A 15723-nucleotide genomic window follows, 5' to 3' on the forward strand; every position below is an offset into this window, starting at 1 on the left:
GCGGAGTTTAGAGTACGATTTTCGTGACGTGCCGGGTTTGCGTCCGCTCGCGGATGAACCCCTCCAGCGTGGCGCGTACGCCCAGCGACCCGTTGGCGACAATCGCGCCGACCTGTTCGATCAGGCGGTCTGCCGCATCGCCGGGGCTGATCGATGCCATTGGCGCATCGCCGAATTCGCGCGCGGTGATCGGGCGGCGGACGAGTTGCACGATCGCCTTGTGCCGCACGTCGCGCCGGATGCGCGCCATGGACGCCGCCGTCTGGGAGGCTGGCCCCTCCAGCACGTGCAGAAACCGCGCACCATCGGCATACAGCATCCCGGTTATGCCATCGCGGACGTTGCTTGCGCGCGCCACCTCGAGGATCGGATCGAGATCCACCGGGCCCAGCGTGCGGTTGGCCGTGCTGACATAGATTATCTGGAGCATTGCCCGCCGGGAGTACCGAACCGGGGCTAAACCCCGCAATCCGGGGCGATTCCCTAGCTGGACTTTCCGTAGCGGATGTCTATCATCACGCAAATGCAGATTACGCGCCGGCTTCTCGGACTACGACTTACGCGCCCTTAGGGGTGCCGTTCGCCTGTGCGCGCCTCTAAGGGCCAATTCGACTCGAACCTATTTTCGCCCGCACCCGTGCGCGGCCAGCCCGAGAGACTGATTCATGTTGCGCGATCCCAGCGTTAAATACCGTGCGTTCCCCCAGGTCGACCTGCCCGACCGGCAATGGCCCAGCCGTACCATCACCCAGCCGCCGCGCTGGCTGTCCACCGACATGCGCGACGGCAACCAGGCGCTGATCGATCCGATGGACGGCGAAAAGAAGCAGCGCTTCTTCGACCTGCTGTGCAAGGTCGGCGTCAAGGAAATCGAAGTCGGCTTCCCCAGTGCCGGCGCGACGGAGTTCGACTTCATCTCGGGGCTGGTGCGCGACAACCGCATCCCCGAAGACGTGACGATCCAGGTGCTCACGCAGTCGCGCCGCGACCTGATCGAGACCAGCTTCGAAAGCCTGCGCGGTGCGAAGACGGCGATCGTGCACCTCTATAACGCGGTTTCCCCCGCGTGGCGCCGCATCGTATTCGGCATGAGCCGCGACGAGATCCGCCAGATCGCCATCGAAGGCGCCAAGGTGCTGCGCGATTGCGCCGCAGCCCAGCCCGACACCGACTGGCGTTTCGAATACAGCCCGGAGACCTTCTCCACCGCCGAGCTCGATTTCTCGGTCGAGGTCTGCGAGGCGGTGATGGATATTCTCCAGCCCACGGCGGAAAAGCCGATCATCCTTAACCTGCCGGCCACGGTTGAGGCGGCGACGCCCAACATCTATGCCGACCAGATCGAATGGTTCGGGCGCAACATCCGCAATCGTGAGGCAGTGGTCATCAGCCTGCACACGCACAATGATCGCGGCACCGGCGTCGCGGCTACCGAACTGGGGCTGCTGGCGGGGGCCGACCGGGTCGAAGGATGCCTGTTCGGCAATGGCGAGCGTACTGGGAACGTCGATCTGGTGACCGTCGCGCTGAACATGTACACGCAAGGGGTCGATCCGGGGCTGGACTTCTCCGACATCGACGAGGTCATCCAGACCGTCGAATATTGCAACCAGCTGCCCGTCCATCCGCGCCACCCCTATGCCGGCGAACTGGTGTTCACGGCGTTTTCGGGGAGCCACCAGGACGCGATCAAGAAGGGCTTTGCCGCGCAGGCCGCGCGCAACGACCAGATGTGGGACGTGCCCTATCTGCCGATCGATCCCAAGGATCTGGGCCGCGACTACGAAGCGGTGATCCGCGTGAATTCGCAGTCGGGCAAGGGCGGCGTCGCCTGGGTGCTCGAGCAGGATCGCGGGCTGAAGCTGCCCAAGCGGATGCAGGCCGACTTCTCGCGCCACGTCCAGGCGCTGGCCGACGAGACGAGCCGCGAGCTGAACGCCGCCGATATTGGCGCGCTGTTCGATCGCACCTATCTGCCGGGCACCGATGCGCGCATCGCGCTGGTGGACTATGAAGAAACGGGCAGCGCGGGCAACCGGGTGTTCGTCGGCCGCATCGCGATCGACGGCGCCGAGCGTTCGATTTCCGGGCGCGGCAACGGCCTGATCTCGGGCGTAATCGACGCGCTGGGCGGATCGACGGGACCCAGCCTGGATGTCGTCGATTACAGCGAGCATGCGATCGGCAACGGCGCCGATGCGCAGGCGGCGGCCTATGTCGAATGCCGCACCGATGACGGGCGCACCGTGTTCGGCGTGGGCATCGATGCCGACATCGCCACGGCGTCGGTCCGGGCCGTGCTCAGCGCCGCGAACCGCGCAGGATAAGGTCGGGGCGGCATCCTTTCGCCGGGGAGGGTGCCGCGGCCCATTGCGGCGCCGCGCAATCATACCTTGTGGTAGTCACGGGTTCATGCGCGCCCCGCTACGAGCGGCCCTCCAATAGGAGGGATACGCGATGAAGATTCGGATTTTGCACGCCTTTGGCGTTGGCGCCGCGTTGATGGTTGCGGGCGCTGCGGGGGCCAGCGTTCAGCATAACCCGCACCACGCCCCCCAGCGCGCGTCCGAGCCCGTCGGCAATCCCGGCACCGCCCCCGGGGGCGTGTACAAGCTGAAGCCCGGCATCTACGTAGCCAAGGGATCGAGCTGCGGTTCGCCCGCCAACGCCGCGATCCGCGAATATGACGGGCGCGGGATCAGCACCGCGAACACCCATGCATGCCGCGCTCGCATTCTGGCGCGCAAGGGGAATAGCTACACCGTCAGCCAGTCGTGCATCGACGCCGGTGCCGGCCCTGCGCCGCGCCGGGAGCAGCGCCAGCAGATCCGGGTGTACGATGCCCTCACTTTTGGCCAGGCGATCGGCGGGAACATCACCACTTATCGCTATTGCCCGGTTCGGCAGTTGCCCGCCGGCATTCGCCCGCGCGCGGGCTGAGCCGGAGCGGGGCGGCGCCGTCAGTGCAGCGTCGCCCCGACCTCGGTCGGCGCCCGTCCACCACCGCCCCCGCGCTCGAACCGGAAAGCGCCGGCGCGTGCCGCCAGGGCACTGACTTCGCTCGACAGGTTGCGCAGCGCCGCCGACGTCTCCTCGACCATCGCCGCATTCTGCTGGGTGACCGTATCCATCCCCCGCATCGCCGCGGAGACTTCCGACACCGCCTTGGACTGCGCATGATTGTCGCGGTCGATCGCGGCGATCAGGTCGTGGACTGTCTCGACATCGCCGGCGATGGCATCGAGTGCGCTTTCGGTTTCCTCGACGGCGGTCGCCGCCTGCAGAATGTCCGCCTGCGTCTCGGTCAGCATTTCGCGGGCATGTTTAGCCTGCTCCTCTGCGCGCATCGCCAGGGCGGAAACCAGGTCGGCGACCACGGCGAATCCGCGCCCCGATTCGCCCGCGCGCCCCGCCTCGACGGCGGCGTTCATCGCCAGCACGCGCGTCTGAAAGGCGATCTTGTCGAGCCCCTCGATAACGCCGTCGATGTTGCGGGCGCTGCCGCTGGCGCGGGTCATTGCCTGGACTGCGCGCGACGTCGTGGAGCGCCCGTCCTGGACCGATCCGATCGCTTCGCTGGCGCGCGTGACGGTGGTGTCCGCCGCTTTCATGCTGTCGGTCAATCGCTCGTCGATCTCCGCCAGCGCGTTGGTCGCCTGCGCCAGCGTCGCGGCGCTGCCTTCGGTGCGGCGGGCCAGATCCTCGGAGCCCTGTGCGATCTCGCGCGAGGTGATGCCGATGCTGCCCGCGCTGTCGCGTACCAGCTGGACCTTGTCGCGCAGCGCGGCGATCGCGGCATTGATGTTGTTGCGCAGCACTTCATATTCGACGGGGAAGGGGTCGTCGATCGTGTGGCTCAGGTCGCCTTCGCGCAGCGCCAGCAGGCCATCGCCCAACAGATCGGTCATGCGGCGCTGTTCGGCGATGTTGTGCGAATCGGTTTCCGCGCGCTTTGCCGCCGCCGCGCGATAATGCTCCAGCCCGATCGCAATGCTGCCGACTTCGTCGCTGCGATCCTGATAAGGGATGTCGGCGTCGGCGCCCTTGGCGAGGCGCGCGGTCAGCATGGACAGCGTGCTGACCGGCTCGAGCACGCGGCGATACATGGTGATGTAGAAATGCAGCGCCTGGACACCCACGATCAGGCCCAGCACCAGCACCGCGCAGATCGCGAGATAGAATTCGCGGTTGCCCGCGGCCGCCACAGCCTTTTGCTCGTCGAGCGTCATCGTCACCAGCTTGTCGATTTCAGCCCGGTGCGCGGCGTATTCGGTGGTGAGCTTGGCATAGGATGCGTCGAGTGCGGCGCGGTCCTGAACACGCGCGGCATCGAGGAACGGGCCCTGAAGCTCTTTCCAGAACCGCTCGGCGGCGGGCTGGCTATGGTCGAGCAACTGGGTCTTCAGTTCCGGCTTCACCTTCGCGGTCTGCCAGAACGCGCGGCGTTCGTCATACAGCCGGCGGAGCGTGGCGATGCGGGGCGCACGCTCGGCCACCGTTTCGGGCGCGCGGGCCAGCAGCGTCGCTTCCAGATAGGGTTCGATCACATATTCGGGTGGCGGCAGGATGTCGGCTATCAGGTCGGCGTTCATCTGCTGGGCCACCTGCACTTCGCCGCCCATGCGAATCCGGTCAAGCCGCGAGGCGGCAAACAGCCCGCCGACGATCAGGATCGCCATCATTGCCAGCGCGCTGGTGCGCACGAAAGTTCCAATCGACATCCGGTTCCCTTGATTCACGCCCTTCGCGCGGCGCAGTACCTCGCGCACACTTTGTAAATTATAGGATCGAGTTGCCGCTGCCGGACCGAGGGAGATCACTTAGTTGCGCGGGCGGACCGAATTCGGTGGCGCGGTTGCCGGAGTGGTCGGGGCAGGGGTAAGGCTGCGGCAGCGCGGAGAGCCTGCGGACAGAAGGGAAGGCCGGCATGGATTTCATGAAGTGGCTGAATTCGCTTGGCGAGTTGCTCTATGAGGTCATGAGCTGGCTGGTTTTCTATCCGATCACGCTGTGGCGGACGATGACCAACCCGCTTCAGATGATGCGCTATTCCGATCAGGAACTGCACGACACCGCCGACGAGCAATTCACCGACACGCTCAACCCGCCTTTGTTCTTGGTCCTGTCGCTGCTGCTGACCCAGGCGATCGACAAGGCGCTGGGCGGTGGCACGAACCCGATCGTCGCGCGCAATACGGGGCTCGCCAGCTTCATTACCGACGATACGACGCTGCTTGCGCTTCGGCTCGTGGTGTTTTCGCTGTTTCCGCTAGTGATGGCGGTCCGGTTGCTGCGGGCGCGGCGCATCACGGTCACGCGCGAACGGATGAAGGGGCCTTTCTACGCGCAATGCTATGCCTGTGCGCCGTTCGCGCTGTTTCTGGGACTCGGGATATCGATGGGGCACACCGCACTGCCCGGCGTGGGCATCGTCGGGCCGGGCCTCGCGATTGGGGCGGTGCTTGCGTATCTCGTGGCCGAGGCGATCTGGTTCGCGCGGCATTTGCAGCAAAGCGCGCTGCGCGGCGCCCTCAACGCGCTGCGCGCCTTTGCGGAAGGCGTGCTGGCGGCGCTGGCGGTCGCGCTGCTGTTCGTATCGCGATGAGCGGTGCGGATAGCTCTTAATATGGCGACAATACAAAATGCTAAGGCGTTGCGGCGCGGGCCGCGACGGCTGGAGCCCCAAGCTTCCTACTTCGCTTGGCACCGGGCCCGCCGCGCGGTGGGCGCGTTTCCGCCGCATTCGCTTGGCACTGGCGGGGGATGCCTTTAAGGACCTCGGCCATGACTGATCGCTCCGAAATCTTTGAAACCGTCACCGCCCAGATCGAGCCCTTCAACAAGAAGGGCGTCGCGTTGACCGATACCACCACCTTTGCCGGCGACCTGGAATGGGATAGCCTGACGGTGATGGACTTCGTCGCCGCGATCGAGGACGAGTTCGACATCATCATCACGATGAACATGCAGGCCGAGATCGAGAATGTCGGCCAGCTGGTAGATGCCGTCCAGAAGCTGAAGGGCTGAAGCCGTGAGCGAGAGCCTCCAGACCGCCGACGCGCTCCCCGAATTCCCCGCCGACGTGGCGCCCGAGCGCGACCTGATGTCGAAGTTCGATGGCCTGATCGCCGAGCGGCAGAAGCTGCTCGACAGCGGCGTCACCGATCCGTTCGCGATCGTGATGGAGCAGGTCAAGTCGCCGACCGAGGCGGTGATCGCGGGGCGCGACACGATCCTGCTCGGCACTTACAACTATATGGGCATGACGTTCGACCCCGATGTGATCCAGGCGGGCAAGGACGCGCTGGACCAGTTCGGTTCGGGGACCAACGGCAGCCGGATGCTCAACGGCACGTTCCGCGACCATATGGACGTCGAACAGGCGCTGCGCGACTTTTACGGCGTGTCGGGCGCGATCGTGTTCTCGACCGGATACATGGCCAATCTGGGCATGATCTCGACGCTGGCGGGCAAGGGCGAGTACGTCATCCTCGACGCCGACAGCCATGCGTCGATCTATGACGGGTGCCAGCAGGGCAATGCCGAGATCGTCCGCTTCCGCCACAACTCGGTGGAGGACCTCGACAAACGGCTGGGCCGGCTGCCCAAGGAGCCGGGCAAGCTGGTGGTGCTCGAAGGCGTTTATTCGATGCTCGGCGACGTCGCGCCGCTCAAGGAAATGGTTGCCGTCGCCAAGAAGCACGGCGCGATGGTGCTGAGCGACGAGGCGCATTCGATGGGCTTCTACGGCCCCAACGGGCGCGGCGTGTACGAGGCGCAGGGGTGCGAGGGCGACGTGGACTTCATCGTCGGCACCTTCTCGAAATCGGTCGGCACCGTCGGCGGCTTCTGTGTTTCGAACCATCCGAAGTTCGAGGCGATCCGCCTGGCGTGCCGCCCCTATATCTTCACTGCCTCGCTGCCGCCGTCGGTGGTGGCGACGGCGGCGACGTCGATCCGCAAGCTGATGACCGCCACCGCCAAGCGCGCGCAACTGTGGGACAATGCCCGCACGCTGCACGGCGGGCTGAAGGCGATGGGGTTCCGCCTCGGCACCGAAAACCCGGACAGCGCGATCATCGCGGTGATCCTGGAAGACCAGGCGCAGGCGGTGATGATGTGGCAGGCGCTTCTCGACAGCGGGCTCTACGTCAACATGGCGCGTCCGCCCGCCACCCCGGCGGGCACGTTCCTGCTGCGCTGCTCGCTGTGCGCGGAGCACACCCCCGAACAGATCCAGCGCGTGCTGGGCCTGTTCCGCGCGGCAGGCGCGGCGGTGGGGGCCATCGGCTGACCCGGACGCCGCAGCGGGTTTCTTCTGCGGGCGGGGTCGCCTAGGCTGGTCATCGGATGAACGAGGCACCTGCCATTGCAGTGGAGCGCGCGGTTCGCCTGGCGAACTGGCGCATCTGGTTGTTGGGCGCGCTGGCCGTGCTGGGTATCGGCGTGCTGGTCTCGCTGATCGTGGTGCAGCAGCGCGCCGACAACGAGCGCGACAGCGCCATCGCGCGCCAGCAGCACACGTTCGAAGTGATCATCCGCGCCAACCAGCTTTCGGCGGCGATCTCTTCGGCGGAAGCGGCGTTGGGCCGCTATGTGGTCAGCGCCGACAAGACGCTGGGCCAGCAATATTCGGACTATTGGGCCCGCGCGGGGGAGCAGCTCAACCGCCTGCGCCAATTGACCACCGACAACGCGGCGCAACAGGCGCGGCTGGCCCGGCTGAAGCAGGCATTCGAGGCCCGGGGCAAGGAACTGGGCGACACGGCGCTGTATTCGTCGTTCAAGCGGCACCGCGATGCGTGGGGCAGTTACTACCAGGTGCGGCAGAGCGATGCCCGGCGCGATGTCGAGACGCTGGTGCAGCAGATCGTCGATTCCGAGCGTGGCCTGCTCAGGACGCGGACCGCCGCCGCGTCCGAACTGATCGTGAGTTCCAGCTATGCGACGCGGGTGCTTAGCGGGTTCGGCATCGTGATTGTGCTGGCGGCGGTGCTGCTCGGCTGGATGGCGGTGCAGGCCGAGCGCGAGCGCGCGGTCGCCGACGCCGAGGCCAATGCCGAGCGCGAGCGGGCGGCGGAACTCCAGGATGCCGTCGCCTCTGCGACCGCGCAGCTATTGGCCGAGGCCCGCGAGCGCGAAGCGGCCGAGGCCCAGCTGCGCCAGGTGCAGAAGATGGAGGCGGTGGGGCAGCTCACGGGCGGGATCGCGCATGATTTCAACAATATGCTCGCGGTCGTCGTGGGTGGGCTGGAACTGGCGGGCCGCACGCTGCGGACCGGCAAGCCCGGCGCCCAGCGGCATATCGACAGCGCCATGGAGGGGGCGACTCGCGCCGCCGCGCTGACTCGGCGGCTGCTCGCCTTTGCGCGATCCGAGCCGCTGCTGCCCGAGGCAGTCGATGCGGGGGTGCTGATCGCCGGCATGTCGGACCTGCTCGACCGCACGCTGGGCGACACGATCCAGGTCCACACCAGCGACGACGGCGCGGGCTGGCGCATCTGGGTGGATCGCCACCAGCTTGAGAACGCCCTGCTCAACCTCGCGGTCAACGCCCGCGACGCGATGGAGGGGCGCGGCACGCTGGCGATCACCACGCGGCAGGCGGTGTTGCGCGCGGGCGAGGTCGGTGCGTGCGCGGGCGGCGAGTATCTGGGGATCACCGTGGCGGACAGCGGCTGCGGGATGACGCCCGAGGTGCTGGAGCGCGTGTTCGAGCCGTTCTTCACGACCAAGCCGGTGGGCAAGGGAACGGGGCTGGGACTCAGCCAGATCTTTGGCTTTGTTCGCCAATCGGGCGGGGACATCGGCATCGTCACCGCGCCGGGGGAGGGGGCCCAGGTCACGCTGTACCTGCCGCGTCACCATGGCGAGCCGGTGGCTGCGCCCGTGGACGGCCCGGATGCGGATGCGGCGGTGGCGCGCGGGCTCGACATCCTGGTGGTGGAGGACGATTCGCGGGTGCTGGCCGCCACGGTCAGCGCGCTGGAGGAGCTGGGGCACCGGCCCACGCCCTGCGCCGATCCGGCGGAGGCGGTGGGGCTGGTCGAGTCGCTCGGCGCGCTCGACCTGATCCTGTCCGACGTGCTGATGCCCGGCCAGACCGGGCCGGAGATGATCGCCGCGCTGGGCGAGCGGATCGCGGGCGTCGCGGTGCTGTTCGTCACCGGCTATGCGGGCGAATCGGATGCCGACATGTTCTGCGGGCGCCCGGTGCTGCGCAAGCCGTTCACGATCGCGGCGCTGGCGCGGGCGATCGACGAGGCGGTGGAACAGGGCGCGGCGCGAGGCAATCGCGCCGCCGCCGAGTAATTCGGCAGCCTAACATATTGATATTTAGTGGTTATTTATAACGGCGTGATGACCACCGCCGAGTTGCGGAGCTGTTCGGTGGCCATTTCGCGGGCCTTGTCGCGCGGTAGGCCGAGGGCGCGGGCCATCGGGGCGCCGAGCAGCGCGTCGCCCAGCGCCATCAGCACCAGCTGGAGCGTCTGTTCGTGGAGCGGGACGGTCTGGTCGTCGCGCCCTTCTGCAATCTCATCGAGCAGGCGGTGGATCGCCTCGAGGATCGGATCGAGCGCGTCCTGATTGCCGGTCAGGATCATCCAGCTGGCCAGCGCGCCCGCGCCTTCGGTGTCGAAGGCGTCGAAGGTCAGGTTCACGACTTCGCGCGGATCATGGTTGTCGGAACGCGCGCGGACCACGGCGGCGCTGATCTTGTCGCTGACGCGCCCGGTGATGACCGCGGCCAGCGCCTTTTGCAGTCCCGCCGCCGAGCCGAAATGGTGGAGCAGATTGGCGTGGGTGCGTCCGATCTTCGCCGCCACCGCCTTGAGCGTGACGGCCTGGGGGCCCGATTCGAGCAGCAGCGTGCGCGCGGCTTCGAGCGCGGCGTCGCGGGACTCTTCGGGGGAAAGGCGTTTGCGTGGGGGTGTCGACATGAAGGGTGCGTGGCTTCCTGGCCCTGAAAAGACGCGGCTTAGAGGATTTTTCCGGCGAATGGCAAAGCCTGTAGTGGCGGCGGCGCGAAGAGATGTGGACGAACGCGACGATCGGGCCGCGTAAGGTTGCGTATGTGGCGGGGGGCAGGGTGTTGCCCGCCGGGTTTGCGCGCGGGATTGCGCCGAGTCGCGGGGTGGGAAGGTTGATGGTGTGGAGGCGGAAGTTTGCGCGGCCGGTGTGCAGGTGCGGGCGGGCGCGCGGATTTCCGCCGGTCCGGGGGTGTGCGGATCGGCGTTCGGTGTGGTGTCACCGGTTCGGGTTTCACGGTTTCAAAGAGCAGGGGGGAGGATAGCGCGGGAAGGGCGTGTAGGACAGCGGGGGTTGTGCGTCCTGGCCCTCACCCTTCCGCCGCTTTGCGGCTCCCTCCCTCTCCCGCAGGCGGGAGAGGGGTTGGGGGGGGGCGTGGTTTGGGGGTTTCGAGGGCGGGGGCGTGTGGCGCGGGCCCTCACCCTTCCGCCGCTTTGCGGCTCCCTCCCTCTCCCGCATGCGGGAGAGGGGTGGGGGGTGGCGTGGTTTGGCGTTTCGAGGGCGTGGGGCGTGTGGCGCGGGCCCTCACCCTTCCGCCGCTTTGCGGCTCCCTCCCTCTCCCGCATGCGGGAGAGGGGTTTGGGGGTGCGGGGTTTGGGGGTTTCGAGGGCGGGGGCGTGTGGCGCGGGCCCTCACCCTTCCGGCGCTTCGCGGCTCCCTCCCTCTCCCGCATGCGGGAGAGGGAAGGGGCCCGCCGCCGTAGGCGGTGGGAAGGGTGAGGGCGGCGCCGCGTTTACGCCGCGAGGCGATTGTCCGGGTCGCTCATGTCGCATTCGTCGCACGCCAGGTCGCGTTCGAACTGGACGGTGGCGACGTCGCAGCCGCGTCCGCGCGAGTACATCGTGTCGATGCGGCCCGTGGGACGGAAGCCCAGCTTGCGCAGGACGCGGCCCGAGGCGGGGTTGTCGATGAAATGGCCTGCCGACACCCGGCGGATGCCGCGGGCCCGCGCCGCCTGGAGCACCGCGCGCCCGGCCTCGGTCGCATAGCCGCGACCCCAGGCATCGGGGGTGAACCAATAGCCGAATTCGTGCGGCGCGTCCTTGTACGGGCCGATCGACATGCTGCCGATCAGGCGGATGGTGCCCGCCTGATGTTCGAAGACGAGGAAGCGGGGCTCGGTGGGCTCCGGCGTGTTCGCCAGGAATGCCTCCGCCGCTTCGATCGGATAGGGCCAGGGCGGCATGGCCAGGTTGCGCACCACGGACTCGTGTCCGATCGCATGGGCCAGCGCAGGGGCGTCCTCGGGCCAGCCGGGCCGCAATGTCAGTCTAGGCGTACGCACGAACATGACCACTCTCCTCGGTCCTGCGAGCCCCCAAGCCACGATAGTGTGACGAGGTTGTTGCATCGCGATTGCGGGGGAGAAATGAAAAAAGGGAGCCGGGGCGACCCGTCTCCCTTTTTGCGGTCTGTCGATACAGACCGGGTCGCCCTGGTGGGCAACCCGGCTGGTTACCCGCTGTTACTCGGCTGCTTCCGCAATCGCGTCTACCGAGCAGAATTTACGGCCGAGACGGCCTTCCTTGAACGATACGCGGCCGTCGACGAGCGCGAAAAGGGTATGGTCCTTGCCCATGCCCACGTTCACGCCCGGATAAATCTTGGTGCCGCGCTGGCGCACGATGATGTTGCCCGCGATCACGGCTTCGCTGCCGAACTTCTTGACGCCGAGACGACGACCTGCCGAATCGCGACCGTTGCGCGAAGAGCCGCCTGCTTTCTTATGTGCCATGGTCTATACTCCTCGTGGCTCGCTTACGCTTCGCCGCCAATGGCGGTGATCTTCAGAATCGTGTGATTCTGACGATGGCCGTTCTTGCGGCGGTAGTTGTGGCGGCGGCGCTTCTTGAAGACGATGACCTTCTCGCCCTTCGCCTGCGCAATGATCTCGGCCGAGACGGTCAGCCCGTCGGTCGGCTTCAGCTCGCTGCCTTCGCCGGCGAGCAGAACGTCGCCCAGCGTGACCGACGAACCGGCCTCGCCGTCGAGCTTCTCGACGACGATCTTGTCTCCTGCGGCAACGCGATACTGCTTGCCGCCCGTGCGCACGATAGCGAACATGGCTCTGTCTCAACCCAAAAAGCTTGTGCCCGCACAGACCTTGTCCATGCAGGAAGGAAGGGCGCAGCTATGATAACAGGGGCGCGCTGTCAAGCGTTGCGGACTCGTTTATCCGCCTTTTCCCCGCCCGGCACCGTTGCGCGAATGCAATAGTGGGCGACAAACAGCCCGGCTATCCTTTCGTATGACAGAAGTGCGTGAAGAAATTGTTGCAACGCAGCAGCATTCATGGCCAGTTTCGTGCGTCGCAAAAGACCCGCCGAGGTCAAAGGCCCGGCATCTCTGTATGATCGTCACCGCGCGCGCCCGCAGGGTCGCGAGCGGCATTGCAACCGCTTCTCCATTCGCGTGGAGGGCGCAAGGATAGGGCGCATCTGTTGAACGAGCGAAGGGCAATGGCGCAAATACTGGCACTGCCCGATTCGGCGGGCAGGCCGGACGCGCCGACGCTGCGGATCGCGCGCGCAGACGATGTGCCGATGCTGGAAGCGTTGATCGCGCGCTCTGCCCGCGCGCTGAGTCGCGGCCATTATGACGATGCGCAGATCGAGGCGGCGGTCGCGCATATCTTCGGCGTCGATTCGGAGCTGGTGGCGGACGGCACCTATTACCTGATCGAGCGCGCGGGCATGGCCGTGGCCTGTGGCGGGTGGAGCATGCGGCGCACGCTGTTCGGCGGCGACCGCTTTGCCGCGCGCGACGATTCCCCGATCGACCCGGCACAGGACCCGGCGCGCATCCGGGCGTTTTTCGTCGATCCCGACCATGCGCGCCACGGGCTGGCCGCGATGCTGCTGGCGCAATGCGAATCGGCCGCGCTGGCCGCCGGATTCGCCCGGCTGGAGCTGATGGCGACGCTGCCGGGACTCGCATTCTATCGCCGTGCGGGGTTCGCCACGCACGAAGACCTTCACTGCCGGGCGGGGGCGGAGACGCTGTCGTTCGTGCGGATGAGCAAAGCCCTCCGATCGGCTCCCGGCCGAGAGGGCATGGCAGCAATGGGGGAGCAAGAAGGGGACACCTGAGAGCGCCTCACCAACCGGGGGAAGCTCACCATGACACGGAACACTGTATCTGCTTTCGCGCTAACGGTCGCCTGTCTCGCAGCGGCCAGCGCCCATGCACAAACCGACACGCCGGCGGAGTCCGGCCAGTCCGACATCATTGTGACGGGTACACGCGTAACTGGCATCACCGTCGCGGAGAGTGCCACGCCGATCAAGGTTCTGAGTGCCGACCAGCTTTCCACCGTGGGCCAGCCCAATTTGAACCAGGTGCTGACCCAGCTTGTGCCGTCGTTCACGGCGCAGGCCTTTGGCGGCGATACCGCCAATCTGACATTGTCCGCGCGGCTGCGCGGGCTGAGCCCCAACCACACGCTGGTGCTGGTCAACGGCAAGCGGCGGCACGGCACGTCGAACCTGGCGGTGCTTGGCGGGCCTTACCAGGGCGCGGCGACCGCCGATCTCGACCTGATCTCGCCGCAATCGATCGCCCGCATCGAAGTGCTGGAGGACGGCGCGGCGGCGCAATACGGGTCCGACGCGATCGCCGGGGTCATCAACATCATCCTGAAGGACACTGCGGAGGGCGGGGAGGCGATGTTCACCGCCGGGCAGAATTACGATGTCGGCGGGGAGACCTATGCGGGCTCGATCCATCTGGGGACCAAGCTGGGCGAGGACGGGTTCATCAACGCCACGATCTTTCACCGCTACCACGACTTCACCACCGTTGGCGGGCTGGACCGGCGCGTCACCGACGACAAGGGGGTGCTGCGCAGCTCGCTGAGCGCGGCGCAGAAGGCGCTGTACGGCAACATCGCCAATTTTCCGTACGTCAACCTGATCAACGGCGATGCCAAGTCGCATCTGACCAACGTCCAGATGAGCGCGGGCTATGACGTTGGCGACATGCACCTCTATGCCAATGCGACCTATTCGAAGCGGATTGCGAGCGCGTACGAGAATCTGCGCGTGCCCGATCGCATCATCGCCTCGCCGGTGCTGGGCGTGGGGGGCACGCTGGGCGCGCCGGGATCGATCGTGTTCGACCCCGATGGCGACAGTCCGTCCAACGGATTTTCCCCGCGCGAGGGGATTCGCGAGGACGACTGGGCGGTGTCCTATGGCGTGCGCGGCGAGCTGGGCGGGTTCACCTATGACCTGAGCACCACCTATGGGCAGGACAAGAACCTGGTCTATACGCTGGGCAGCGCCAACCGATCGCTGTTCATCGACACGCATTTCACCCCGACCAGCTTCTACGACGGATCGTTCAAGGCGACCGAGCTGACGGCCAATGCCGACTTCACCTATGCGCTGGAGGCCGGGTTTGCGGAGCCGGTGACGGTGGCGTTCGGGGCGGAATATCGCCGGAATACCTATGCGATCGGGTCGGGCGACCCGGCGTCGATCTACAAGGAGGGCGGCCAGTCCTATCCCGGCTTCCGCCCCTCCGACGCGGGGAGCCACAGCCGCGAGAACGAGGCGCTGTACCTCGACATCGCGGCAAGCCCGATCGACGGGCTGAAGCTGGATGGCGCAGTGCGATACGAGCATTATTCGGACTTCGGCAGCCAGTGGATCTTCAAGGGCACGGGCCGGTACGATTTCTCCGAAGGCTTTGCGCTGCGTGGCACCGTGTCGAGCGGGTTCCGCGCGCCGACGCTGGCCGAGAGCTATTATTCGGCGACCAACGTCTCGCCCAGCTCGGCCTTCGTCCAGTTGCCCGCCAATTCGGCGGCGGCGAAGCTGATCGGGTTCCAGAATCTGGAGCCGGAGAAATCGACCAACTTCTCGGCGGGCGTGGTGTTTGCGCCGGTATCGCGGCTGACGATCACGGCGGATGCCTATCAGGTGAAGATCCGCAACCGCATCCTGGGCACCGGGTCGATCTATGGCAGCGGGGGCGCGTTCAACTTCCCGATCGTGACCACGGCGATCGTCGCCAACGGCAATGTGCTGGACCCGACGGTGTCGCAGACGGGCATCAACATCTTCACCAACGGCGCCAATACCCGGACCCGCGGCGTCGAAGTGACCGCCAGCTATCCCACCGACCTGGGCGCGCTCGGCCATGTCAGCTGGACGCTCTCGGGCAATTACAACGAGACCAAGGTGACCAAGGTGAAGCCCGCGCCGACAGCGCTGACGCCCGCCGGGGCATCGGGCCCGATCGCGCTGTTCGACCTGGAGACGATCAGCAACCTCGAGACCGCGTCGCCCAAGTTCAAGGTGATCGGGAGCGCGAGCTGGTCGCTCGACAGTGTCTCCGCGACGCTGCGCGGCACGCTGTATGGCAAGACGTCCAACTACACGACGCCGGACGGGGGCACCTATTACAAGCAGGAAATCCCGACGGCGTTCATCGTCGACATCGAACTGGGCTATGACTTGACCAGCGCGCTGCGGCTGTCGGCGGGGGCGAACAACCTGTTCGACAAGCGCCCGCCGACCGTGGCGCTGGTGCCGGGCGCGACCGACTTCTCGCTGGTCAACGACGGAAATGTGATCGACGCGCCGCTGACGTTCAGCCCCTATGGCATCAACGGGGGATATTATTACGGGCGAGTCACGCTGAAGTTCTGATGGGTGTGCCGGCCTCTTTCCCCGGTGGGGAAGGGGCCGG

The 15723-nt window shown here is 66.6% G+C and carries 14 protein-coding genes; 8 read left to right on the plus strand and 6 right to left on the minus strand.

The window, feature by feature from the left end; genetic code table 11:
- Nucleotides 1-7: 7 nt before the first annotated feature.
- On the minus strand, nt 8-430 hold the full coding sequence (locus tag ACG3SL_RS03825; protein ID WP_448663812.1) for a BLUF domain-containing protein: 423 nt from the start codon (nt 428-430) through the stop codon (nt 8-10).
- A gap of 235 nt (nt 431-665) precedes the next feature.
- Here ACG3SL_RS03825 and leuA point away from each other — a divergent pair, with 235 nt between their 5' ends.
- Together leuA and ACG3SL_RS03835 are read left to right on the plus strand one after the other, a co-directional pair.
- The gene (gene leuA, locus ACG3SL_RS03830) at nt 666-2327 is read left to right on the plus strand and encodes a 2-isopropylmalate synthase (RefSeq protein ID WP_448663813.1); all 1662 of its coding nucleotides are present in this window, start codon (nt 666-668) and stop codon (nt 2325-2327) included.
- Nucleotides 2328-2457: 130 nt separating this feature from the next.
- Nucleotides 2458-2940 (plus strand): hypothetical protein, encoded by a 483-nt coding sequence (locus tag ACG3SL_RS03835; RefSeq protein WP_448663814.1) that lies wholly within the window; start codon nt 2458-2460, stop codon nt 2938-2940.
- A 20-nt stretch (nt 2941-2960) separates the two neighbouring features.
- Here the strand turns inward: ACG3SL_RS03835 and ACG3SL_RS03840 are convergent, their stop codons facing one another.
- Nucleotides 2961-4721, minus strand: a complete 1761-nt coding sequence (locus tag ACG3SL_RS03840) for a methyl-accepting chemotaxis protein (RefSeq protein WP_448663815.1) — start codon at nt 4719-4721, stop codon at nt 2961-2963.
- A gap of 206 nt (nt 4722-4927) precedes the next feature.
- Here ACG3SL_RS03840 and ACG3SL_RS03845 point away from each other — a divergent pair, with 206 nt between their 5' ends.
- From ACG3SL_RS03845 to ACG3SL_RS03860, 4 genes are all read left to right on the plus strand, one after another.
- Nucleotides 4928-5605, plus strand: a complete 678-nt coding sequence (locus ACG3SL_RS03845; RefSeq protein ID WP_448663816.1) for a hypothetical protein — start codon at nt 4928-4930, stop codon at nt 5603-5605.
- Between the two features lie 179 nt (nt 5606-5784).
- Nucleotides 5785-6027, plus strand: coding sequence for an acyl carrier protein (locus ACG3SL_RS03850; RefSeq protein WP_448663817.1), 243 nt, complete (start codon nt 5785-5787; stop codon nt 6025-6027).
- Nucleotides 6028-6103: 76 nt separating this feature from the next.
- Complete coding sequence (gene spt, locus ACG3SL_RS03855) at nt 6104-7294, plus strand: serine palmitoyltransferase (protein WP_448665061.1); 1191 nt, start codon at nt 6104-6106, stop codon at nt 7292-7294.
- A 56-nt stretch (nt 7295-7350) separates the two neighbouring features.
- Nucleotides 7351-9312 carry an ATP-binding protein gene (locus ACG3SL_RS03860; RefSeq protein WP_448663818.1) on the plus strand — a complete coding sequence of 654 codons (1962 nt, stop codon included), beginning with the start codon at nt 7351-7353 and terminating at the stop codon, nt 9310-9312.
- 35 nt (nt 9313-9347) lie between these two features.
- Here ACG3SL_RS03860 and ACG3SL_RS03865 read toward each other — a convergent pair whose 3' ends face one another.
- From ACG3SL_RS03865 to rplU, 4 genes are all read right to left on the minus strand, one after another.
- The gene (locus ACG3SL_RS03865; protein ID WP_448663819.1) at nt 9348-9941 is read right to left on the minus strand and encodes a TetR/AcrR family transcriptional regulator; all 594 of its coding nucleotides are present in this window, start codon (nt 9939-9941) and stop codon (nt 9348-9350) included.
- Nucleotides 9942-10762: 821 nt separating this feature from the next.
- Nucleotides 10763-11320, minus strand: a complete 558-nt coding sequence (locus ACG3SL_RS03870; protein ID WP_448663820.1) for a GNAT family N-acetyltransferase — start codon at nt 11318-11320, stop codon at nt 10763-10765.
- Nucleotides 11321-11494: 174 nt separating this feature from the next.
- Nucleotides 11495-11764 (minus strand): 50S ribosomal protein L27, encoded by a 270-nt coding sequence (gene rpmA / locus ACG3SL_RS03875; RefSeq protein WP_448663821.1) that lies wholly within the window; start codon nt 11762-11764, stop codon nt 11495-11497.
- Between the two features lie 23 nt (nt 11765-11787).
- The gene (gene rplU / locus ACG3SL_RS03880) at nt 11788-12093 is read right to left on the minus strand and encodes a 50S ribosomal protein L21 (protein WP_448663822.1); all 306 of its coding nucleotides are present in this window, start codon (nt 12091-12093) and stop codon (nt 11788-11790) included.
- 395 nt (nt 12094-12488) lie between these two features.
- Between rplU and ACG3SL_RS03885 the strand changes: the two genes are divergently transcribed.
- Nucleotides 12489-13118 carry a GNAT family N-acetyltransferase gene (locus ACG3SL_RS03885; RefSeq protein ID WP_448663823.1) on the plus strand — a complete coding sequence of 210 codons (630 nt, stop codon included), beginning with the start codon at nt 12489-12491 and terminating at the stop codon, nt 13116-13118.
- A 30-nt stretch (nt 13119-13148) separates the two neighbouring features.
- Nucleotides 13149-15683 (plus strand): TonB-dependent receptor plug domain-containing protein, encoded by a 2535-nt coding sequence (locus tag ACG3SL_RS03890; protein WP_448663824.1) that lies wholly within the window; start codon nt 13149-13151, stop codon nt 15681-15683.
- Nucleotides 15684-15723 lie beyond the last annotated feature (40 nt).

The sequence above is a fragment of the Sphingomonas degradans genome (genome assembly GCF_053502645.1).